General features: G+C 58.0%; 19 protein-coding genes. 13 read left to right on the plus strand and 6 right to left on the minus strand.

Going from position 1 to position 22,307, the window contains the following annotated elements:
• Window positions 1-60 precede the first annotated feature (60 nt).
• The 3 genes from ACP2AU_RS12885 to tkt all read right to left on the minus strand — a co-directional run bounded on the left by ACP2AU_RS12885 (window position 61) and on the right by tkt (window position 4,328).
• Window positions 61-1,221, minus strand: a complete 1,161-nt coding sequence (locus tag ACP2AU_RS12885; RefSeq protein WP_426376610.1) for a phosphoglycerate kinase — start codon at window positions 1,219-1,221, stop codon at window positions 61-63.
• Between the two features lie 78 nt (window positions 1,222-1,299).
• Window positions 1,300-2,328 (minus strand): type I glyceraldehyde-3-phosphate dehydrogenase, encoded by a 1,029-nt coding sequence (locus ACP2AU_RS12890; protein WP_426376611.1) that lies wholly within the window; start codon window positions 2,326-2,328, stop codon window positions 1,300-1,302.
• The gene (tkt, locus tag ACP2AU_RS12895; RefSeq protein WP_426376612.1) at window positions 2,328-4,328 is read right to left on the minus strand and encodes a transketolase; all 2,001 of its coding nucleotides are present in this window, start codon (window positions 4,326-4,328) and stop codon (window positions 2,328-2,330) included. Before tkt ends, ACP2AU_RS12890 begins: the two co-directional genes overlap by 1 nt.
• A 236-nt stretch (window positions 4,329-4,564) precedes the next feature.
• On the opposite strand from tkt, the gene ACP2AU_RS12900 reads away from it, so the two are divergent.
• The 7 genes from ACP2AU_RS12900 to ACP2AU_RS12930 all read left to right on the plus strand — a co-directional run bounded on the left by ACP2AU_RS12900 (window position 4,565) and on the right by ACP2AU_RS12930 (window position 11,698).
• Window positions 4,565-5,566, plus strand: coding sequence for an ArsR/SmtB family transcription factor (locus ACP2AU_RS12900; RefSeq protein WP_426376613.1), 1,002 nt, complete (start codon window positions 4,565-4,567; stop codon window positions 5,564-5,566).
• 145 nt (window positions 5,567-5,711) lie between these two features.
• On the plus strand, window positions 5,712-6,902 hold the full coding sequence (gene metK / locus ACP2AU_RS12905) for a methionine adenosyltransferase (protein ID WP_426376614.1): 1,191 nt from the start codon (window positions 5,712-5,714) through the stop codon (window positions 6,900-6,902).
• 72 nt (window positions 6,903-6,974) lie between these two features.
• Window positions 6,975-8,369 carry an adenosylhomocysteinase gene (gene ahcY / locus ACP2AU_RS12910; RefSeq protein ID WP_426376615.1) on the plus strand — a complete coding sequence of 465 codons (1,395 nt, stop codon included), beginning with the start codon at window positions 6,975-6,977 and terminating at the stop codon, window positions 8,367-8,369.
• A gap of 12 nt (window positions 8,370-8,381) precedes the next feature.
• Window positions 8,382-9,251 (plus strand): methylenetetrahydrofolate reductase [NAD(P)H], encoded by an 870-nt coding sequence (gene metF / locus ACP2AU_RS12915; RefSeq protein ID WP_426376616.1) that lies wholly within the window; start codon window positions 8,382-8,384, stop codon window positions 9,249-9,251.
• A 187-nt stretch (window positions 9,252-9,438) separates the two neighbouring features.
• The gene (locus ACP2AU_RS12920) at window positions 9,439-10,197 is read left to right on the plus strand and encodes a transporter substrate-binding domain-containing protein (RefSeq protein WP_426376617.1); all 759 of its coding nucleotides are present in this window, start codon (window positions 9,439-9,441) and stop codon (window positions 10,195-10,197) included.
• 71 nt (window positions 10,198-10,268) lie between these two features.
• The gene (locus tag ACP2AU_RS12925; protein ID WP_426376618.1) at window positions 10,269-10,940 is read left to right on the plus strand and encodes an amino acid ABC transporter permease; all 672 of its coding nucleotides are present in this window, start codon (window positions 10,269-10,271) and stop codon (window positions 10,938-10,940) included.
• Window positions 10,941-10,951: 11 nt separating this feature from the next.
• Window positions 10,952-11,698, plus strand: a complete 747-nt coding sequence (locus tag ACP2AU_RS12930; protein WP_426376619.1) for an amino acid ABC transporter ATP-binding protein — start codon at window positions 10,952-10,954, stop codon at window positions 11,696-11,698.
• Between the two features lie 9 nt (window positions 11,699-11,707).
• Here the strand turns inward: ACP2AU_RS12930 and ACP2AU_RS12935 are convergent, their stop codons facing one another.
• Window positions 11,708-12,196, minus strand: a complete 489-nt coding sequence (locus tag ACP2AU_RS12935; protein WP_426376620.1) for a DUF2505 domain-containing protein — start codon at window positions 12,194-12,196, stop codon at window positions 11,708-11,710.
• A gap of 201 nt (window positions 12,197-12,397) precedes the next feature.
• On the opposite strand from ACP2AU_RS12935, the gene ACP2AU_RS12940 reads away from it, so the two are divergent.
• From ACP2AU_RS12940 to ACP2AU_RS12955, 4 genes are all read left to right on the plus strand, one after another.
• On the plus strand, window positions 12,398-13,747 hold the full coding sequence (locus ACP2AU_RS12940; RefSeq protein ID WP_426376621.1) for an adenosylmethionine--8-amino-7-oxononanoate transaminase: 1,350 nt from the start codon (window positions 12,398-12,400) through the stop codon (window positions 13,745-13,747).
• An 11-nt stretch (window positions 13,748-13,758) separates the two neighbouring features.
• Complete coding sequence (locus tag ACP2AU_RS12945) at window positions 13,759-14,493, plus strand: 16S rRNA (uracil(1498)-N(3))-methyltransferase (RefSeq protein WP_426376622.1); 735 nt, start codon at window positions 13,759-13,761, stop codon at window positions 14,491-14,493.
• Between the two features lie 163 nt (window positions 14,494-14,656).
• Window positions 14,657-15,886, plus strand: a complete 1,230-nt coding sequence (locus ACP2AU_RS12950) for a hypothetical protein (protein ID WP_426376623.1) — start codon at window positions 14,657-14,659, stop codon at window positions 15,884-15,886.
• A gap of 90 nt (window positions 15,887-15,976) precedes the next feature.
• Window positions 15,977-17,029: an HDOD domain-containing protein gene (locus ACP2AU_RS12955; protein WP_426376624.1), complete on the plus strand. Its 1,053-nt coding sequence runs from the start codon at window positions 15,977-15,979 to the stop codon at window positions 17,027-17,029.
• A 1-nt stretch (window position 17,030) separates the two neighbouring features.
• Here ACP2AU_RS12955 and ACP2AU_RS12960 read toward each other — a convergent pair whose 3' ends face one another.
• Entirely contained in the window at window positions 17,031-18,368 is a 1,338-nt protein-coding gene (locus ACP2AU_RS12960) for a YihY/virulence factor BrkB family protein (RefSeq protein WP_426376625.1), read from the minus strand.
• 69 nt (window positions 18,369-18,437) lie between these two features.
• On the minus strand, window positions 18,438-19,379 hold the full coding sequence (locus ACP2AU_RS12965) for a D-2-hydroxyacid dehydrogenase (RefSeq protein ID WP_426376626.1): 942 nt from the start codon (window positions 19,377-19,379) through the stop codon (window positions 18,438-18,440).
• Between the two features lie 74 nt (window positions 19,380-19,453).
• On the opposite strand from ACP2AU_RS12965, the gene tmpT reads away from it, so the two are divergent.
• Together tmpT and ACP2AU_RS12975 are read left to right on the plus strand one after the other, a co-directional pair.
• Window positions 19,454-20,113: a thiopurine S-methyltransferase gene (gene tmpT, locus ACP2AU_RS12970; protein WP_426376627.1), complete on the plus strand. Its 660-nt coding sequence runs from the start codon at window positions 19,454-19,456 to the stop codon at window positions 20,111-20,113.
• 254 nt (window positions 20,114-20,367) lie between these two features.
• Complete coding sequence (locus ACP2AU_RS12975; RefSeq protein ID WP_426376628.1) at window positions 20,368-22,290, plus strand: PrkA family serine protein kinase; 1,923 nt, start codon at window positions 20,368-20,370, stop codon at window positions 22,288-22,290.
• The last annotated feature ends 17 nt before the right edge of the window (window positions 22,291-22,307 follow it).

A 22,307-nucleotide genomic window follows, 5' to 3' on the forward strand; every position in this document is an offset into this window, starting at 1 on the left:
CCCCACCCTCCTTGCGATTTTGGCGTTGTGCTTTGCCGCCGGTTTGGGGCGGCAACTGGATTATTCGCCTCTTTCTTCCAATACGGCTACTGCCGGCAGGGTTTTGCCTTCCACGAATTCGAGGAACGCGCCGCCACCGGTGGAGATGTAGGAGATCTTGTCAGCTACGCCGTATTTGTCAACGGCGGCAACGGTATCTCCGCCGCCAGCCAGGGAGAAGGCGTCGCTTTCGGCGATGGCGTCTGCCAGTGCCTTGGTGCCGTTGCCGAACTGGTCAAACTCGAACACCCCGACCGGGCCGTTCCACAGGATGGTTTTGGCGCTTTTCAGCAACTGGGCAAACTGGCCGGCGGTTTCCGGGCCTACATCGAGGATCATGTCGTCGTCGCTGACGTCGGAGATGTTTTTGGTGGTGGCAGTGGCGGTTTCAGCGAATTCGCTGGCGACTACCACATCCACCGGCAGCGGGATTTCCACGCGGCTGGCGATGTCTTTGGCGGTGTCGATCAGGTCGTGTTCGCACAGGGACTTGCCTACCGGGTGGCCGGCGGCGGCCAGGAAGGTGTTGGCGATACCGCCACCGACGATGATCTGGTCACACACGTTTTCCAGGGCGTTGAGTACGTCCAGTTTGGTGGAGACTTTGGAGCCGCCAACGATGGCCACCACCGGCTTGGCCGGGTTGTCCAGGGCCTTACCCAGGGCTTCCAGCTCGGCTGCCAGCAGCGGGCCTGCACAAGCTTCGGGGGCAAATTTGGCCACGCCGTGGGTGGAGGCCTGGGCGCGGTGCGCGGTGCCGAAGGCGTCCATCACGTAGACGTCGCACAGGGCGGCGTATTGTTTGGCCAGGTCTTCGTTGTCTTTCTTTTCGCCTTTGTTAAAGCGGACATTTTCGAACAACACCACTTCACCGTCGGCCACTTCAACGCCGCCCAGGTAATCCTTGATCAGGCGGACTTCCTGGCCCAGCAGGGTACTCAGGTGCTCGGCCACCGGCTTCATGGAGGAGGCTTCGTCGTACACGCCTTCTTCCGGGCGGCCCAGGTGGGACATCAGCATGACTTTGGCGCCGGCGTCTTTGGCTGCTTTGATGGTGGGCAGCGAGGCACGGATGCGGGCGTCGCTGGAGACTTTGCCGTCTTTGACCGGTACGTTCAGGTCTTCACGAATCAGAACCCGCTTGCCGGCAAGGTTCAGGTCAGTCATTTTTTTGATGGCCATAATCAGGTTCCGTAGTTATGGGTTCAGGATCAAACTTGGCGGGAATCCGCTCCGGCGGGCCGGATTCCCTGCATTCTGTCAGGCCTTGCTCAACCAGGTTCTGCTGACGTCCAGCATTCGGTTGGCAAAGCCCCACTCGTTATCAAACCAGCACAAAACTTTTACCATGGTGCCACCGGTTACCCGGGTCTGCCCCCCATCCACAACACCGGAATGGGAGTCGTGGTTGAAGTCGGAGCTGGCGAGCAGCTCGTCGGTGTACCCCAGAATACCCGAGAGCGGGCCTTTGGCGGCTCCGCTCAGGACTTCATTGACGGCGGCAATGTCGGTGGCCGTGCGCACGTTCACCACCATATCGATCGCAGAGACGTTCAAGGTAGGAACGCGCATGGCAACCGAGCTGAACCGGCCTTCCATGTGCGGTAACAAACGCTCGATGCCCCGCGCCAGACCGGTGTCGACCGGCACGATGTTGTGCAGCGCACTGCGGGTGCGGCGCAAGTCCTGATGGTGGTACGCGTCGATCACTGGCTGATCGTTCATGGCCGCGTGAATTGTGGTGGTGCTGCCCTGCTCCACGCCAAAGGCATCATCCAGCACTTTAATAACCGGCACCAGGCAATTGGTGGTGCAGGAGCCCGCTGCCACAATCCTGTCCTGGCGATCCAGGTCCCCGTCGTTAATGCCGAAAACCACGGTGCGGTCGACATCCGGATCGCCCGGTTGCGAGAACAGCAAACGCTGGGCGCCGGCTTCAATGTGTTTCCCGGCCGTAGTCCGGTCGGAATAGGCGCCGGAACATTCCAGCACCAGATCTACATCAAGCAACCGCCAGGGCAGTTCGACCGGGTCTGGATGGCGCAACACGCGAATGCGATCGCCATTAACCACCAGATGGTCGCCATCAACCGCCACCTCACCGTGAAACCGCCCATGAGTGGAATCGTATTTGGTGAGATGGGCGATGGTGTCGATATCCGACAACTCGTTTATCGCGACTACCTGAAGGTGGTCGCGATAGCCGTTTTCATAAAGTGCCCTCAACACGCACTGGCCAATGCGCCCGTAACCGTTGATGGCGATGCGAAACGGCGTTGAGTTGGTCATCAGGCGTCCAGCAGTTCGTTGGCAACTTCAAGGATGTTGTCGACGGTGAAGCCGAACTCCTTGAACAGGTCACCGGCCGGGGCCGACTCACCAAAGGTAGTCATACCCACGATACGGCCATCCAGGCCCACGTACTTGTACCAGTAGTCGGCGATGCTCGCTTCGATAGCAATCCGGTTGGTCACTTCCAGCGGCAGTACCTGCTGCTTGTAGGCTGCACTCTGGGTATCAAACACATCGGTAGACGGCATGGACACCACGCGCACGGCTTTGCCCTGTTCACGCAGCTTGGCCGCAGCGTCCTGGGCCAGACCGATTTCGCCACCGGTGGAAATCAGGATCAACTCCGGCGTGCCTTCGCTGTCAGACAGGATGTAACCACCCTTGGCTACGTTAGCCAGTTGTTCGGTATCACGCTGCTGGTGCGGCAGACCCTGGCGGGAGAAGACCATGGCCGTCGGCCCGTCTTTACGCTCCAACGCCGCCTTCCAGGCCACCGCAGATTCCACTGTGTCCGCCGGGCGCCAGGTGCTCATGTTCGGCGTGGTGCGCAGGCTGGCCAGCTGCTCGACAGGCTGGTGGGTCGGACCATCTTCGCCCAGGCCGATGGAATCATGGGTGAAGACAAAGATGGAGCGCTGCTTCATCAGCGCCGCCATGCGCACGGCATTCCGGCAGTATTCCATGAAGATCAGGAAGGTCGCGCCGTAGGGTACGAAACCACCGTGCAGGGCGATGCCGTTCATGATCGCCGCCATGCCGAATTCACGTACACCGTAATAGATGTAGTTGCCGGACGCGTCTTCTTTGGTCAGGCCTTTACAGCCAGACCAGATGGTGAGGTTGGAGCCAGCCAGGTCGGCCGAACCGCCCATCAATTCCGGCAGCAGCGGGCCATAGGCGTTCAAAGAATTCTGAGACGCTTTGCGTGAAGCAACGGTCTCGCCCTTGTCTTGGCATTCCTGGATGTAAGCCTGAGCTTTTTCGGCGAAGTCGGCCGGCAGGTCACCCGCCATGCGCCGCTTGAACTCCGCTGCCAGTTCCGGCTCGGCTTGTTCATAGGCCGCAAACTTTTCGTTCCACGCACTCTCGGCGGCACCGCCTTTTTCTTTGCCATCCCAGGCCGCGTAGATTTCAGTTGGCACTTCAAACGGACCATGCTGCCAGCCCAGAGCTTCGCGGGTCAGGGTAATTTCATCCTCACCCAGCGGCGCGCCGTGGCAGTCTTCTTTGCCCTGCTTGTTGGGAGAACCGAAGCCAATAACCGTTTTGCAGCAAATGATGGTGGGCTGTGCAGTGTTTGCACGGGCGGCTTCGATGGCCGCGCGGATGGCGTCAGAATCATGACCGTCGACGTTGGGGATCACCTGCCAGCCATAGGACTCAAAGCGCCGGGGTGTGTCGTCGGTGAACCAGCCGTCGACTTCCCCATCAATGGAGATACCATTGTCATCGTAGAAGAACACCAGCTTGCCCAGGCCCAGGGTGCCCGCCAGAGAGGCAACCTCGTGGGAAATACCCTCCATCAGGCAACCGTCACCCAGGAAGGCATAGGTGTAGTGATCGACAATGTCATGTCCCGGACGATTGAACTGGTCGGCGAGGGCCTTTTCCGCAACGGCGAAACCAACGGCGTTGGCAATGCCCTGCCCCAGCGGGCCGGTGGTGGTTTCGATGCCCGGCGTGTAACCGTACTCCGGATGCCCCGGGGTCCTGGAGTGCAGCTGGCGGAAATTCTTGATGTCGTCAATGCTTACGTCGTACCCGCTCAGATGCAGCAGGGAGTACTGCAACATGGAGCCATGGCCGTTAGACAGCACGAAGCGGTCACGGTTGGCCCACTGGGGGTTGGCCGGGTTGTGGCTGAGGTAATCGTTCCACAACACCTCGGCGATATCCGCCATACCCATGGGCGCACCCGGGTGGCCGGACTTGGCTTTCTGAACCGCATCCATGCTCAGCGCGCGAATGGCGTTGGCGAGATCTTTACGGGACGGCATTGACAATTCTCCAGTGTTTTTCAGGAAAAGACTTCAAGCTGCAAAAACTGCTCAAAAAGAAGGCGCGTATTTTCGCCGATTAGGGTACGCCGGGGCAAATCCAGATGTAGTGGTTTTCCGATGGCGGAGGCACAAAACGTCGAAACTGACTGATTTCACAGAAGTCATAAAACTATATCAAAAAATTTTGATATGGCTATTGATCAACCAACCGAACCCCCCTACACTCCTGCTCCATGAGTTCACTAAATGCACATTCAAACGAGCTGCCCTCTGTGGAAGCGCTGGCACCGGTCTTCAAAGCGAGCGGAGATCCGCTGCGGCTGGAGATTTTACGGGTACTGCGCCGGGACACGTTCGGAGTGCTAGAGCTGAGCCAGATGTTTGATATGCGCCAATCCGGCATGAGCCATCACCTGAAGGTGATGCATAAAGCCGGCCTGGTAGAACCCCAGCGTGAGGGCAATGCCATCTTTTATCGGCGCCCGCTGAATCTGGACAGCGACAAGCTGGCCGACCAGGCCATCCGGCAGATTTTTGAAACGGTAGACAGAGTCAACCTGCCACGAGCGCTGCAAGAAAAAATTGAAGCTGTCCGGGCGCAGCGGGCGGCGCAGTCCCAGGCCTTTTTCTCCCGCCATTCCGAGCAGTTCAGGGAGCAGCAGGAGTTGATTGCGGCCTTTGACCTGTATGCCGAGCCCACGGCGGAACTCATCCGCAAACGGGCCGCCCGCCAGTCATGGCAGGGAGTTCTGGAAATCGGCCCCGGCGAAGGCGGGTTCCTGCCGGTGCTGTCGGAATTATTCGGGCACGTTGTCGGCCTGGACAACAGTAAAGATATGCTCGCCAAAGCCACGCGCACCTGCATTGATGAGCGTCTGAACAACGTCGACCTGATTGAAGGTGTAACCGACACCTTGCTGGCCCGGGGCGATGCTTTTGACCTGATTGTGGCGAACATGGTGCTGCATCATGTGCCCAGCCCGGCCGATATTTTCCTGGATGCGGCAGCACTGATGAATAGCGGCGGATGCCTGATTGTCAGCGACTTGTGCAGCCACGATCAGGACTGGGCCAAGGCAAATTGTGGTGACTTGTGGCTGGGCTTCGAGCCCGAGGAGCTGACCGCCTGGGCCAGCGAAGCTGGTCTGACCGCCGGCGAACAACTGTTTATCGGCCTGCGCAACGGCTTCCAGGTACAGGTCAGAGAATTCTGGAAAAGCGCTGAAGCAGCGTAATTCCGAACGGCAGCACGAATATCAAAACTTTTTGATATGGGCGTAGGTAGTTGTACGTATGCCCCTAATAAAAACCAAAGGCATCCGGCAGGTCTTCCAGGACGGGGCCGGTACGAATTTGTAATCGCTCAAGAGGAGCACACCTATGTCTGACTACAATATTTTCACCTCTGAATCGGTGTCCGAAGGCCATCCGGACAAGCTGGCCGACCAGATCTCCGATGCAGTGCTGGATGCGATTCTCACTAAAGATCCGCACGCCCGTGTGGCCTGCGAGACCATGGTCAAAACCGGTGTTGCCATCGTTGGTGGCGAAGTCACCACCAGCGCCTGGGTCGATCTTGAAGACCTCGTTCGGGGTGTGATCAAAGACATCGGCTATACCTCCTCCGAAGTGGGCTTCGATGGCGACACCTGTGGTGTGATCAACATCATTGGCAAACAGTCTGTGGACATCGCCCAGGGCGTGGATCGACAGAAGCCTGAAGACCAGGGCGCGGGCGACCAGGGGTTGATGTTCGGTTATGCCAGTAACGAAACCGACGTTCTGATGCCGGCCCCCATCACGTTCTCTCACCGACTGGTTCAGCGCCAGGCTGAGGCCCGGAACAGCGGCCTGCTGCCCTGGCTGCGCCCGGATGCGAAGAGTCAGGTGACCTGCCGATACGAAAACGGCAAGGTGGCCGGCATTGACGCCATCGTGCTCTCGACCCAGCACGATCCGGATGTCAGCCAGGCCGACCTGAAAGAAGCTGTCATGGAGCTTATCGTCAAACACACGCTTCCGGCGGAGCTGCTGCACAAAGACACCCAGTTCCACATTAACCCGACCGGCAAATTTGTGATCGGCGGCCCCGTAGGCGACTGTGGCCTGACCGGCCGCAAAATCATCGTAGACACTTACGGCGGCATGGCACGCCACGGTGGCGGTGCGTTCTCCGGCAAAGACCCGTCCAAGGTGGACCGTTCCGCCGCGTACGCCGGCCGCTACGTAGCCAAGAACATTGTTGCCGCTGGCCTGGCAGAGAAGTGCGAGATTCAGGTGTCCTACGCCATCGGTGTCGCGCAACCGACCTCCATTTCTTTGAACACCTTCGGTACCGGCAAGATCAGCGACGACAAGATCATCGACCTGGTACGCGCGCACTTCGACCTGCGCCCCTATGCCATCACCAATATGCTGGACCTGCTGCACCCGATGTACCGGGCGACAGCAGCTTACGGCCACTTTGGCCGCGACCCTCACGAGATGACCGTCGGTGGCAAAACCTTCACTGCGTTCCCGTGGGAAAAAACCGATCGTGCAGACGCCCTCAAAGACGCTGCCGGTATCTGATAGGCCATTCGGAATTCGTGGGCGTATCCATTGCCATCGGATAAGCCCAAACCAAACTGACAGGAGAAATACATGAGCACTCCGGCTGAAAAACTGAACGATTTCCAGGACTACAAAGTTCGCGACATCACCCTCGCAGACTGGGGCCGCAAGGAAATCAAGATTGCCGAAGGCGAAATGCCCGCGCTGATCAAGCTTCGCGAAAAGTACAAAGCGGAGCAGCCGCTGAAAGGCGCGAACATCATGGGCTGCATCCACATGACCATACAGACTGCCGTGCTGATCGAGACGCTGGTGGAACTGGGTGCCGATGTGCGCTGGTCTTCGTGCAACATCTTCTCAACCCAGGACCAGGCGGCTGCAGCGATCGCGGCCCAGGGTATCCCGGTCTTTGCCTGGAAAGGCGAAACCGACGAGGAATACGAGTGGTGCCTGCACAAAACCGTGGGTGCCGACGTGGACGGCTGGCAGCCGAACATGATCCTGGACGATGGCGGCGATCTGACCGAACTGCTGCATAACGAATACCCGGAAATCATCAACAACGTGCATGGCGTGACTGAAGAAACCACCACCGGCGTTCACCGTCTGCAGGAAATGCTGCGGGACGGCACTCTGAAGATTCCGGCCATCAACGTGAATGACTCGGTGACCAAGTCCAAGAACGACAACAAGTATGGCTGCCGCCACAGCCTGAACGATGCCGTCAAGCGTGCCACCGACCACCTGCTGTCCGGCAAGAAAGCGCTGGTGATCGGCTACGGTGACGTAGGCAAAGGCTCCGCCCTGTCCCTGCGTCAGGAAGGCATGATTGTGAAGGTCACCGAAGCTGACCCCATCTGCGCCATGCAGGCGTGCATGGACGGCTTCGAAGTGGTGTCCCCGTACATCGACGGCGTGAACACCGGCACCGAGCAAGGCATCAACACCGAACTGCTGGCCACCACCGATCTGCTGGTGACCACCACCGGCAACGTGAACGTGTGTGACGCCAATATGCTGAAGGCGCTTAAAAACGGTGCGGTGGTGTGCAACATCGGCCACTTCGACAACGAGATTGATACCGCCTATATGCGCAAGAACTGGGAGTGGGACGAGGTCAAACCCCAGGTTCACGTGATCTACCGTGACAAAGCGGCCAACGATCATCTGATCCTGCTGTCCGAAGGCCGCCTGGTGAACCTGGGTAACGCCACCGGTCACCCGTCCCGGATCATGGATGGCTCGTTTGCCAACCAGGTACTGGCCCAGATGTACCTGTTCGAGCGCAAGTTTGCCGACCTTCCCGAGGACTCCAAAAGCAAAGGTGTTTACGTGCAGGTGCTGCCTAAACAGCTGGATGAGGAAGTCGCCCGGGCCATGGTGGAAGGTTTTGGTGGCGTGATCACCAAGATGACGCCGGACCAGGCGAAATACATCGGTGTACCGGTTGAAGGCCCGTACAAGCCGGAAAGCTACAGGTACTGATCGGATACGAGCATGGAATCGCAAAAGCAGTTTAAACGCCGCTTCAGCTTCGAGTTTTTCCCGCCCAAGACCGACCTGGGCAAGGAGAAGCTGCAAGCGGTTCGTAACCGGCTGGCCGAGGTGAATCCGGATTTTTTCTCGGTCACCTTCGGAGCCGGTGGTTCAACCCGGGACCGCACCATTGAAACCGTGCTGAACCTGCACAAACAGGGCATATCCACAGCCCCCCACCTGTCCTGCGTGGGTGGTACCCGCCAGGAAATTGGTGAGCTGCTGGATCTGTATCGGGAGAATGGCATCAACCGGATCGTCGCCCTGCGGGGCGATCTGCCCTCGGGCATGGGCGCGTCCGGCGAATTACGGTATGCCAATGAGCTGGTGGAATTCATCCGGGAACACAGTGGCGACCACTTCAATCTTGAAGTGGCGGCCTACCCGGAGTTTCACCCGCAAGCCCGTAACGCCGAAGAAGATCTGAAGAACTTCGCACGAAAAGTACAGGCCGGCGCCAGCAGCGCCATCACGCAGTATTTTTTCAATGCCGACAGCTACTTCTACTTCATCGACCGGCTGGAGCAGATGGGTGTCACCATTCCGGTGGTGCCGGGCATTATGCCCATCGTCAACTTCTCCAGTCTGGTGCGGTTCTCCGATATGTGCGGGGCCGAGATTCCTCGCTGGATTCGCAAACAGCTGGAGGCTTATGGCGATGACACCGACAGCATTCGCAAATTCGGTGAAGATGTCGTCACCGATATGTGCGAGAAACTGCTGAAGGCAGGCGCGCCAGGCCTGCATTTCTATACCCTGAACCAGGCGGAGCCCAGTCTCTCGATCTGGAAAAACCTGGGCATTGGTGATCGTGAAAAAATCGCCTTTTGAGCCATGAACGAGAGGAGCGCCAGCTCCTCTCGTATTTCATAAACACCTGATTTCCTGAAATTCCTGTCGTCTTGGTCTAAACTGTCGCTGATGCATCCCCGTAAACGCTCTTGTGAATGCACGAAGATTTCGTGCACTCAGACTGCCGTAACCGGCATCCGGAGCATAAAAACAGAAAGGAGAAAGCATGAGCACCAAATGGTTGAAAACACTGGGCGCCGGTGTGGCACTGTCGGTAGCCGCAACATCCGTGACGGCAGAAACCCTGAGGGTGGTAACAGACCCCAGCTTCGTTCCTTTTGAAATGATGGATCAGGAAACCGGTGAAATGATCGGTTTCGACATGGAGATCATCCGCGAGGTCGCCGACCGCGCCGGCTTTGAAATCGACCTGAACACCATGGATTTCAACGGCATTATCCCTGCCCTGCAAACCGGTAACGTGGATATCGCCATTGCCGGCATCACCATTACCGAAGCACGTGAGGAAATCGTCGACTTCTCCGATCCGTACTACGATTCCGGCCTGCGCATCCTGGTCAGCCAGAACAACGACGAAGTCGATGAAATGTCTGACCTCGAAGGTATGAAGGTAGGCACCAAAATCGGCAGCACCAGCTATGACTTTCTTACCAAGAGCCTGAATGAGAACGACGGCGTCACGCCCTACCCTGGCAGCTCCGATATGTACATGGCGCTGATGTCCGGTGCGGTCGATGCAGTGTTCTACGATGCCCCCAACGTAGGCTACTTTGCCAGCACCAAAGGCAAAGGCCGCGTCAAAACCGTCGGCCCTCTGTATGAAGGCCAGCAGTACGGCATCGCCCTGAAAAACGGCAGCAAATGGGTTGGCCCGGTCAACGAGGCCCTGGCAGACATTATGGAAGACGGCACCTATAAAACCATTTACGAAAAATGGTTCGGCCCGATGCCTGAAGGTAAGTAACCCGCCACTCGAACCGGCCGGGGCACACAATGCCCCGGTTGATTCCTCCCAACCCAACGGAGAAATACACTGTGGAATTCCAGTTTCAGTTTGACTGGCAGGCGGCCATCAATTCCATTCCCTACCTGGCCAAGGGTATTCCCTATACCCTGATGATCTCCTTCGGTGGCCTGGCCATCGGTTTTATTCTGGGCATTGTGTTCGGCCTGCTCAGCATCAACAAGCATCGGGCGATGCGCTGGCCGGCAACTGCCTACATCGAAATTTTTCGCGGCACGCCCATTCTGGTGCAAGTGCTGTTTATCTTCTACGGTCTGCCCGACCTGATCGGCGGCCCTATCGACCCATTAACGGCGGGGATCGCCGCGATTGCGCTGAACTCCGGCGCTTACATCTCGGAAGTCGTCCGCGGTGGCGTCCAGTCCATTGATAAAGGCCAGACCGAAGCCGGTTTATCGCTGGGCTTGTCGCGCCCACAAACCTTCTGGACCATTATCTGGCCACAGGCCTTTCGTCGAATGATTCCGCCTCTGGGCAACCAGGCAATTGTCAGTATCAAGGATACCTCATTGTTCTCGGTCATCGGCGTGGGCGAACTGGTTCGACAGGGCCAGGTCTACATAGCCAACACGTTTACGGCCTTCGAGGTCTATTTCGTGGTCGCGCTCATGTATCTGGCAATTACGCTGTCTTTATCCCTGATTCTGCGACTGCTTGAACGTCGCGGCGTTGCGTCTGCCTGAGGAGCCCGAGCATGACACAAATCGTAAAAATGAAGGGCATGAACAAATACTTCGGCAAACTGCATGTCCTGAAGAACATTGACCTTACTGTCGAGCAGGGCGAGGTTGTGGTGATTATCGGCGCCAGCGGCTCAGGCAAGTCCACACTCATCCGCTGCGTCAACGGGCTGGAAGAATACGAGTCTGGCACCCTGGAAGTCGATAAACAGCCACTGGCCCCCAAAGGCGGTAACCAGAAAGCGCTGACGGAGATCCGTAAAGAAGTGGGCATGGTGTTCCAGCAGTTCAACCTGTTCCCTCACCTCACCGTGAAGAAGAACATCATGCTGGCTCCTACCAAGGTAAAAAGGGCTCCGGAGGTGGTTGCCAACGCGACCGCCGAACGCCTGCTGGAACGCGTAGGCATCGGCAACCAGGCCGACAAGTACCCCAGCCAGCTTTCCGGCGGCCAGCAGCAGCGGGTGGCCATTGCCCGAGCCCTGGCCATGGAGCCAAGGCTCATGCTGTTTGATGAGCCCACCTCGGCACTGGATCCGGAAATGATCGGTGAAGTGTTGGATGTCATGCGCGAGCTGGCCAGGGAAGGTATGACCATGATGGTGGTCACCCACGAAATGGGCTTTGCCCGCGAAGTGGCCGACCGGGTGATCTACATTCACGAAGGCCAGATTGTCGAGGAAGGCAAACCGGACGACGTCTTCGATAACCCCCAGAATGAGCGCACCCAGGCATTTCTATCCCGGGTACTGGCTCATTAAAACTCGCACTCAGAGCAACTGGCGGATGACAGCATACTCACGCTCAATCTTGGCGTGGGAGTCATCCGCCAGAAATTTCGCAATTTTCCTCCCCAGAAACGGCACGTCACATAACACCGACAGATTCACGTAGTTGATACACCGCTCACCATTGCCCAACAGCCGCATAACGCCTTTTATCCGCGCCGGAACACCCTCGATGCGAACCCGAAACTCGCAGTGCCACTCGTTATCGTCTTTCCGGAACCAGTGCTCCTCCTGGCGCACCCGATTCCACTCCCGGTGAAAACCGGACAGCACACCAGGCACCGGCGCTGAAGCCTGCATCTCCCGCTCAATGACCAGCTTGGCGGCGGCCTCGTCTTTCTTCAGCTCCGTCACCTCGAGATTCCGGGCCCCCAGCTGGTCATTTTTACGACGGATGTGGGTCTCGTCGAAAAACCGCTCGATCACCTGTTCAAGCCCGCGCTCGTAGGGATGTTCCAGATTGAGTTCCATTAGCTATCTCCGATTGTTATTCGGGGCGTATTGTTACGGCAGGCGCAGCCGGCCACATTGGCCAGACGGGCACGCCACCATGGCAAGCAGGCCAGCGCGACCAGTTCACACTCTGGACGCTGTTAAGGCATCGCTCTGACAAGTATCATGGGAGGGTTTTGACGCCCCCGGAAATGGCCGGACAGCTGACAGGAGAGAAAAATGCGCAATGCCGATCTGGTCGCACGGGATCTCAAATCCGTGTGGCATCCGTGCACCCAGATGAAAGATCACGAATCCCTGCCCCTGATCCCCATCAAACGGGGCGAAGGCGTATGGCTGGAAGACTTCGAGAGCAACCGTTACATCGATGCCGTCAGCTCCTGGTGGGTGAACCTGTTTGGTCACGCCAACCCCCGCATCAACTCTGCCATTCAGGAACAGATTGGCCAGCTGGAACACGTCATCCTGGCCGGGTTCAGCCACGAGCCGGTCGTGAACCTGTCAGAGCGGCTGATTGAAGTGACCCCCGAGGGGCTGAACAAGTGTTTCTACGCAGACAACGGCTCATCGGCCATCGAAGCCGCCCTGAAAATGAGCTACCACTACTGGAAAAACCACGGCAAGCCGGCCAAGAAAAATTTCGTCAACCTCAGCAACAGTTACCATGGCGAGACGCTGGGCGCTCTGGCTTTGGGGGATGTCGCGCTATACAAAGACACCTACCAGCCGCTGCTGATGGAAGTGCTCACCGCACCATCGCCAGATGCCTTTAACAAGGAAGCTGGCGAGACGGATGAAGAATACGCGCTCCGCCAGTTCGAGGCCATGGACGCACTGCTGGCCGAAAAGCACGACGAAATCTGCGCCGTGGTGGTGGAGCCGCTGATTCAGTGCGCCGGTGGTATGCGTATGCACCATCCCATTTACCACACCAAACTGCGGGAAGCCTGCGACCGCTACGGCGTGCACCTGATTGCCGACGAAATCGCGGTCGGCTTTGGCCGCACCGGCACCCTGTTTGCCTGCGAGCAATCCGGCATCACTCCGGACTTCATGTGTCTGTCCAAAGGGCTGACCGCCGGCTATTTGCCGCTGTCTGTGGTGCTCACGACCGATGATGTCTACGACGCTTTCTACGACGACTATGAAACCATGCGGGCCTTCCTGCACAGCCACAGCTACACGGGCAACCCCATCGGCTGCGCCGTCGCGCTGGCAACGCTGGACATTTTCCGCGATGAAAACGTCATTGCAAACAATCGCCAACTGGCGCGCTGCATGGGGGAATCGGTGGCCCATCTGGCTGACCATCCAAACGTTGGGGATATTCGCCAGCACGGCATGACACTGGCGGTTGAAATGGTCAAAGACAAGGCCAGCAAAACGCCGTTTCCGTGGCAGGAACGTCGCGGCATCAAGGTATACAAGCACTCACTGACCCGGCAGGCCCTGCTGCGACCGCTTGGCAACGTTGTGTACTTCATGCCACCTTACGTCATCACCGAAGAACAGATCCGGCACCTGGGCCAGGTGGCCACCGAAGGCATCGAAATCGCGGTCAAGGACTGAGAGCACCACCCATGAGAATCCCCCGGATTTACACCGACAGCCCGCTGGCTGTCGGAAGCCTGTGCTCGCTGGACGACAACGCCGCCAACCATGTAGGCCGTGTTTTGCGTATGCAGGCGGGCCAGGAGCTCCGGCTCTTCAATGGTGACGGGCAGGACTACCTGGCCGCGATCACCGAGGCGGGCAAAAAGCACGTAGAAGTGGAAGTTACCGGCGCGACTGACAACCACACGGAATCGTCCCTCAGAGTGGTTCTGGCACAGACCCTGTCCAAAGGAGACCGCATGGACTACGCCGTCCAGAAAGCGGTGGAAATGGGCGTGACCGACATCGTTCCTTTGACCACCGAGCGCTGCGACGTCAAGCTTAAAGGCGACCGGGAAGACAAGCGCCTGCGCCACTGGCAACAGGTTGCCATCAGCGCGGCCGAACAGTGCGGCCGCGCCAGGGTTCCTGAAATACAGCCGGTCATGACCGTGCAGCAGTGGCTCGACTACGCACAGGCCTTCGACCTGCGCCTGGTGCTACACCACCGCACCGAACACTCCCTGAACACCCTTAAAAAGCCATCGGGCGTCGCCCTGATGATCGGCCCCGAGGGCGGCCTGAGTGCCGGGGAAATCGCTTTGGCCGAGAGCCACGGCTTCCTGCCGGTAGCCCTGGGCCCCCGGGTGCTGCGCACCGAAACCGCACCGGTTGCCGCCATTGCCCTGTGCCAGTGGCTCTGGGGGGATATCGGCACCTGAGACAGTCGGGTGACTATTCATGGCGTCACGTACTGGCATCCCAGTCATTGACAGACTCGGGGGCGATCAACATTATTCTTGTCTGACAAAAAAGCCCGAAGCTACCACCGACACACGAGCAGCCGGTTGCGGTAGGGCTTTCCAAAACCCTGCGGAGCCATGGATGACAAACCTACTGACCAATCCGGAATTTTGGCAATACCTCAGCATCCCCGTGATTGCCGCCCTCATCGGCTGGACCACCAATTGGCTCGCCATCAAGATGACGTTCTATCCCCTGGAGTTTATCGGTAAGCCCCCCCTGCTGGGCTGGCAGGGCATTATTCCTTCCAAAGCCCGGAAAATGGCCGCCAAAAGCGTCGATGCGACCATTGCCAAAATCGGTACCGTTCAGGAAATCTTTGAGCAGATTGACCCCAAAGTCCTTGCCGCCCACATCATCTACAGCGTCGACCCCAGAGTTGAAGAGTATGTCGATGAACTGATGCTGCGTGAGTACCCTACGTTCTGGGAGAACCTGCCGGCCTCGGCCCGCAAAATGGTCTATGACCGGGTACGCAAGTCCACGCCCCAGCTGGTGGACAATCTGGTGGAAGATATTTCGGACAACATCGAAGATCTGCTCGATATCAAAGGCATGGTGATCGAACGCCTGGCCCGTGACAAAAAACTGCTCAACCGGATCTTCCTTGAGTGCGGCAATGTGGAGTTCCGATTTATCATTAATTCCGGCCTGTACTTCGGTTTTCTGTTCGGCCTTATTCAGATGGGCGTCTGGTACCTGTACCCGGCTATCTGGGTGTTGCCCCTGTTTGGCCTGCTGGTGGGCTGGGCCACCAACTGGATTGCCCTGAACGTGATCTTCCGCCCCCTGCATGAACACAGAGTCGGCCCGCTTCGCATTCAGGGCCTGTTCCTGAAGCGCCAACCGGAAGTGGCGGAATCCTTCTGCCATATCGTGACGCACGAAATCCTGACCGTTGGCAACATTATCAACGGCATTATGGATGGCCCCAAAGGCGAACGCGCCCGCAACATGGTCAAGAAGCACATCAAACCGCTGGTTGACGAGACTGCGGGCATGGGTAAAGCCCTGACCCAGATGGCCTTTGGCCCCACCGGTTTTGCCACGCTGAAAAACCAGGTAGGTGAGAAAGCCATTGAGATTTCCCAAAGCTCGTTCAACAACCCCGTCTTCGAACGGGACCGGGCACGTGCGGTGGAGTCCATTATGGTAGAACGGATGAACGCGCTGTCCTCGGAGGAGTTTCAGGACCTGCTGAGGCCCTGCTTCCAGGAGGATGAAATCAAGCTGATCCTTGTGGGCGCCTTCCTGGGTATGGTGGCCGGTATTTGCCAACTGGTTTTCGTCTTCGGCGAGGCCTTTTTCTGATAATCGTCAGGGCTGTGCAGGGTTGCATAACGCTACTATACTGCCCGTGGCACCAGTCGACTTTCTATACACACTACTCGGAGGCACGGAATGCCGGGCTTTTTTTCCTGGATAGCAAGCCTGTTCAGCGCCAACTCGGCCCCACCCCGGGCTGCCTCTGAAACCCGGCTTTTGAATCCTGCCGGCGCAGCCGCACAAACAGAGTCGAGCGGGGCAGAACGCGAGATTGTCGGCCAGCTCGAGGAGCACCTGTTCAGCTGGCTACTGGACGCAGCCCCCACCCGGCTTCGTCGGTTTACCGACGGCGACCAGAAGGAGCTGGCCGAGCTGGAACGACGCCTGAATCTCAGCGAGATGGAAGAGCTCCCCAGAAAACCCGGCAGCCTGCCAATGCTGATGCGGGCTTTATCCAACGAGGCCACGGACCGCAAAGAACTCACCCGCATCATTCTGGACGACCCGTCACTGACCGACCAGTTGCTGCAAATCGCCAACAGCCCCTACTTCCGTCTCAGCGACCACGTTATCGAAACGGTGGACCAGGCGGTGTTCGTTCTGGGGGTAGACGGTATTCGTAACGTGATTGCCGCAGCTGTCATGCGCCCCATGATGGCCGCCCGCAATAGCCGTGAGGCGCTCTTTGCGCAACGGGCCTGGCGCTGGGGCCTCACCTGCGCCCGGGCCGCCGAGATGATTGCCGGAATTCACAAAGACGATACCAGCGCCCACTTTATGGCCGGGCTGCTGCCGGCGCTGGCGTACATTACCCTCCGCCGGGAACTCGGGCGTATCTGCCGTACCCATGGCTCCGGCAGTGAGCCCTCGCCGGCCCTGTTGAAAACCGCACTCTCCCGCTACCAGTGGACGACATGCCAGCTGCTGGCCAACATCTGGAACCTGCCGCCCAAGTACCACGCCTGGTTACTGTCGGCAGAACGACCAGCCCCCAGGCAGGCGCACACGGCGCTGACGGACGGTTTGCTGCTGGGCACCCGCGAAGTACTACGCCATGCCCGCCAGAGAAACCTCCCGGAAGAGCACCTGCTGGAAATCGTCCACCTCTCTCCCGAGCAACTGGGCCGGGTGCGGACGGCACTGCTCAGGATGCTTCAGGACGGCAAATCCTCTCAAGTGAACGGGTGATTCACGTTCCTCGCCCGCCATCGGTTGCCGCGCCCGCATCGCCCCCCAGCAGACTGGCGAAACTGACGTCGTCACTGGCCGGAACCAGGTCGACGAGGGCTTTCGGCAAGGCACCGGTTGGCAGGCGATTCACCACGCGATCCTCATCGTTTCTGACCGCCCGAAGCACGCTCCCTATGGTAATCAGGTTTAACGAGCGCCCGGGCACCAGCTGATCACCATCACGGCCTGCAAGATTCAGCAAACCGGCCCGAATCAGTTTGTCACTGATACTGCGGGTCACTTCGCCGGGAATCCGTAACTGCTGCTCCAGCGACTCCTGCTGGGGGGCGGGCTCGCCACGGCTGAACGGCTGAGCAACCATCCACATCAGGGCCAGCCCCACACGCTCCTGCAATTCCGGCGCCTGCTGAACGTTGCGGCGCTTGGCTACAGAACCCGGATTCTGCAGATAAAACGCCAGGCTCGCACCGAGCAACAGAATCATCCAGTTCAGATAGGTCCAGATCAGCAGAATGATACCAACAGCAAAACCGGAATAGATCGCTGCATATTTGGCAGAACCCGCCACAAAAGACGCGAACAGCATACCGGCTGCCTGCCAGGACACGCCTGCCACCAGGCCCGCGATAAAGGCGTAACGCAGCTTCACCCGGGTATTGGGAATGAAAATGTAGACAAAGGTGAAAGCGCCCACCACCAGAAAGAACGGCGTGAACCGGCTGGCAAGCACAATCAGCGACCCAAACGGCTCGATGGCCATCAGGTCCTGGGCCACTTCCGAGGAGAAAATGGTGGCGGTCACGCCGATAGCCGACACCATCAGCAAAGGCCCGACCATGATGACACTCAGGTAGTTGCTGAACCGCTGGGCCATGGAGCGCATTTCCGGCACCCGCCAGATCATGTTGAACGAGCGCTCGATCTTCTGCACCAGGGAAATCACGGTATACACCAGCAATGCCAGGCCGACCGAACCCAGCACACCGACTTTCATGTTATCGACAAAACCCAAAATCCGCTCGGCCACCTCCACACCCTGCGGGCCCATCGGCTCGAAAAACTGAAACAGGAAAGGCTCCATGCGCTGGTGTACGCCAAGGGCCTTCAGCACCGAGAAGCTCAAAGCCAGCAACGGCACGATGCTGAGCAACGTGGTGTAAACCAGGCTCATGGCGTGCAAAGTGAGCTGGCCGCTGATCACATCGCGGATCAGCGCATAGGCCGACCGCGCGGTTTTATAAAGCCAGGTCCAAGGCCAGGTTTGCGGCGGGTTAGCGTTGGAGAGTATCCAGTCTTCAGCGGCCTGAAGCCGCTCTTTCATCTGGGTGGAAGCCACATAACATCCTGCTTGTCAGCGTTTCTTCAAGCTTATCAGGCAACTGCCAGTAAACAACCCGGAACGACACTATTTGTGACGCCGGCTCGCCAGATTCCGCGCGGTAATCTCCACAATCCGCTGCCGCGCCTCGCGGCTGGCCCAGGCCGAGTGTGGGGTAACAATCAGGTTGGGGATATCATCCGCCAGCAGCGGGTTACCCTTTCGGGGCGGCTCTTCAGTCAGCACATCAAAGCCGGCTCCAGCGATATCGCCATTGCGCAGGGCGTCAGCCAACGCTGCTTCATCCACCAAGCCGCCCCGACTGGTGTTGATCAGCAACGCCGAAGACTTCATCAAACCCAGTTCCCGGGCACCAATCATGTTGCGGGTTTCTTCTGTCAGCAGGCAGTGCAGTGACAGGACATCGGCCTGCACCAACAGTTCGTCCAGCGGAATTCGCGGGTAGCCATCCACGTCGCCGGGCTCTTGGCCGGGCCGGCAGCCGAGGACGATGTTCATGCCAAACGCTTTGGCCCGCTCGGCCACGCCCTGGCCCAGATCGCCGTAGCCAATAATACCCAGGGTTTTACCTTCCAGCTCCATGATCGGGTGATCCATCAGGCAGAACATATCACTCCGGGCCCAGCTGCCATTGCGGGCATCCCGGTTGTAATCCAGCAACCGGGTCGCGAGCGCCAGAATCAGTGCCATGGTGTGCTGAGCCACGGTGGAGCGGCCATAGTGGGTGACATTCATCACCTTGATGTCGTGGGCCCTGGCCGCCTCAAGATCGATGTTGTTGAGCCCGGTCGCCACCACCGCGATGGTTTTCAGTTCCGGGCAGGCCTCAAAGTGTTCCCGCGTGAGTAAAACCTTGTTGACCAGCACCGTATCAAAGCCCTGAATCCGTTCAAGAACCTGCTCAGGGGCGGTGCGCGGGTGACAGGCAAGCCCGCCGGTCACCTGCTCAATCGGGCTCAGATCCACATCATCACCCAGTGTTGCGGCATCCAGAAAAACAGCTCTCATACTTTACTCCTGACTCATAGACCCCAGAGATTAAGGTAGACTGCTGGAAAAGACCAAATTCAGGGAGGCTATTTATGGAACACGAATTCTGGCACGAACGCTGGGCAAAAGACGAAATCGGCTTCCACGAGGGCAGCGTCAACCAGTATCTGCACGATCACTGGGCCGAGCTGGCCGGCCAGGGTACTGAGGCAGTGCTCGTGCCATTGTGCGGCAAGGCTCACGATATGTGGTGGCTGCACGACCGGGGGCATCCGGTTATCGGCGTGGAATTAAGCGAGATTGCGTGCAAAGACTTTTTCGAGGAAGCCCGGGAGAAAGCCCGGGTGCATCCGGGCGAGCCCTTCACAACCTTCAGCCACGACGACCTGCAGCTCTGGTGTGGCGACTTTTTTCAGTTGGCGCCGGATGACCTCAAGCACGTTCGCCTGGTGTACGACCGGGCCGCGCTGATTGCCTTGCCACCGGAGCTTCGCAAAAGCTATGTGGACCACCTGACGGCGGTTATTCCGGACGGTACGAAAATCCTGCTGATCACCCTCGACTATGACAGCACGGAAATGAAGGGGCCTCCCTTCAATGTCAGTGACAGCGAGGTATTCGAACTTTATCAGGAGGATTACGAAATCACTCAGGTACTGACGCGGGATATGGCCCGGGACAACCCGTTCGCCAAGCGCAAAGGCCTCAGAAACGGCGCCTCGGAGAGCGTCTTCACGCTGGTCAAGAAGTAAGATTTTTGCGGAGAGCCCGGGCTCTCCGCCCCCTACCACAATTTAATGAAGCTAATTGGACAGCCAACTGTCCAACCCTCCAAGTCTGAACTAAGCTCAAAAATAAGCAGGCCGGAACACCCCGGATAACGTATACCTGCTTAACACCATCCCATTCATTCCAGCAACCAGAAACCCCGCCGGGACAGGCGGCGAAACAGCAACGGGGACATTGCGTGATTTTATAACAGGCACGAGTAAGCGAGGGGCTATCTATGAGTATTCTGCAGCACTTCAAAAACCGGTATGACCAGACACAGGAGGAGGAATACTCCCTTGAGGAATACCTGGAGATCTGCAAACAGGACCCAACGGCATACGCCACGGCCGCCGAGCGGATGTTGATTGCCATCGGCGAACCAGAACTGATCGATACCTCCCGTGACCCCCGCCTGTCACGCATCTTTTCCAACAAGGTGATGAAGCGTTACCCGGAATTCGACGAGTTCTACGGCATGGAAGACGCCGTGGAGAATATCGTGTCGTTTTTCCGGCACGCCGCCCAGGGTCTGGAGGAGAAAAAACAGATCCTGTACCTGCTTGGCCCCGTTGGCGGAGGCAAATCCTCCCTGGCGGAAAAACTCAAAGCGCTGATGCAGAAGGTGCCGTTTTACGCCATCAAAGACTCACCGGTGAACGAGAGCCCTCTGGGCCTGTTTGATCCTGGCGAGGATGGCCCGATCCTCGAAGAGGAGTACGGCATTCCGGTGCGTTACCTGAAGAACATCATGTCGCCCTGGGCCGTGAAGCGCCTGCATGAATTCGGGGGTGACATCAGCCAGTTCCGTGTGGTTAAACGCTATCCCTCGGTGCTGGATCAGATCGGGGTATCCAAAACCGAGCCTGGCGACGACAACAACCAGGACATCTCGGCGCTGGTCGGCAAGGTGAACATCCGGATGCTGGAGGATTACTCCCAGGATGACCCGGACGCCTACAGCTTCAGCGGTGGCCTGTGCAAAGCCAATCAGGGGCTTCTGGAATTCGTGGAGATGTTCAAAGCGCCGATCAAAGTGCTGCATCCCTTGCTGACCGCGACCCAGGAAGGCAACTACAACACCACCGAGGGCATGGGCTCGGTGCCCTTCGACGGGGTCATTCTGGCCCACTCCAACGAATCCGAATGGCAGACCTTCCGCAACAACAAGCACAACGAAGCCTTCCTTGACCGGGTATATATCGTCAAGGTGCCTTACTGCGTGCGGGTGACCGAAGAGATCGAAATCTACCGGAAACTGCTCAAGAACAGCTCCCTGTCCGGCGCCCCCTGCGCACCAGACACCCTGGATATGCTGGCGCAGTTCTCGGTACTGTCCCGGATCAAAGAGCCGGAAAACTCCAGCATCTTTTCCAAAATGAAGGTCTACGATGGCCAGAGCATCAAAGACACCGACCCCAAGGCCAAATCTATCCAGGAGTACCGGGATACCGCCGGCGTAATGGAAGGCATGGACGGCCTTTCCACCCGGTTTGCCTTCAAGATCCTATCGAAAGTGTTCAACTTCGACACCACCGAGATAGCCGCCAACCCGGTCCACCTGCTGTACGTGCTGGAAAAGCAGATCGAACAGGAACAGTTCCAGCCGGAGCTGCAGGAAAAATACCTGCGTTTCATCAAGGAATATCTGGCACCTCACTACGTTCAGTTTATCGGCAAGGAAATCCAGACCGCCTACCTGGAAAGCTACAGCGAATATGGCCAGAACCTGTTCGACCGCTACGTTACCTATGCCGACTTCTGGATTCAGGATCAGGAATTCCGGGACCCGGAAACCGGCGAAATTCTGGATCGCTCCTCCATCAACGACGAACTGGAAAAAATCGAGAAACCGGCGGGCATTTCCAACCCGAAGGATTTTCGCAACGAGGTGGTCAACTTTGTGCTGCGAGCCAGGGCCAACAACGGGGGCAAGAACCCGTCCTGGCTTAGCTATGAAAAGCTGCGCAGCGTGATCGAGAAGAAGATGTTCTCGAACACCGAAGATCTGCTGCCGGTCATCTCCTTCAACCCGAAAGCCAGCCAGGAAGACCAGAAAAAGCACAAGCAGTTTGTGGAACGCATGGTTGACCGCGGGTACACCGAGAAACAGGTTCGCTTGCTGGCCGAGTGGTATCTGCGAGTTCGGAAATCCCATTAACGGCAGCGGGAGCAGTA

Origin of the sequence: Marinobacter sp. VGCF2001, assembly GCF_049943275.1 — a bacterium.
In the GTDB taxonomy this organism is placed as follows: domain Bacteria; phylum Pseudomonadota; class Gammaproteobacteria; order Pseudomonadales; family Oleiphilaceae; genus Marinobacter.